Source organism: Erwinia sp. PPS120 (genome assembly GCF_047918655.1).
GTDB classification, from domain to species: Bacteria; Pseudomonadota; Gammaproteobacteria; order Enterobacterales; family Enterobacteriaceae; genus Erwinia; species Erwinia tasmaniensis_A.
Genome location: NZ_JBLREF010000073.1, coordinates 1 through 346, shown reverse-complemented (window position 1 = coordinate 346; position 346 = coordinate 1). Strand labels below are relative to the sequence as shown.

Annotated in this window: 1 pseudogene; it reads right to left on the bottom strand. The window is 48.6% G+C overall.

Annotated elements, in window-relative coordinates:
- Positions 1–328: pseudogene (locus ACLRGG_RS21045) on the bottom strand (IS3 family transposase); the annotation flags it as partial.
- Positions 329–346: the final 18 nt, after the last annotated feature.

The window sequence follows — 346 nt, the reverse complement described above, 5'->3', positions numbered from 1 at the left end:
AAACCTTTTTCGTTACGCAGATACAGAAAACACAGGCCAAATCCCCAATTACGCTGACTGTCAGTGATACGGAGCAGCCAGTCGGCGATGACGTCATTTTCTTCATTTCGTTGCGACTGGTAGCGATAACAACTTTCGCTGACAACAAACAGCCGGCAGGCAAAGCGCACGCTGACGTTTCGGCTCCTGACGGCTTCTTGCGCCATCTGCTTTCGACGCGATGGCTTCACCACTTTTTTGCCATGGCTTCCTGAATAATTTCGGCCTTGAGACGCTCTTCAGCATACATTTTTTTGAGGCGACGGTTTTCCTCTTCCAGTTCTTTGACTGTCTCTTATACACATCT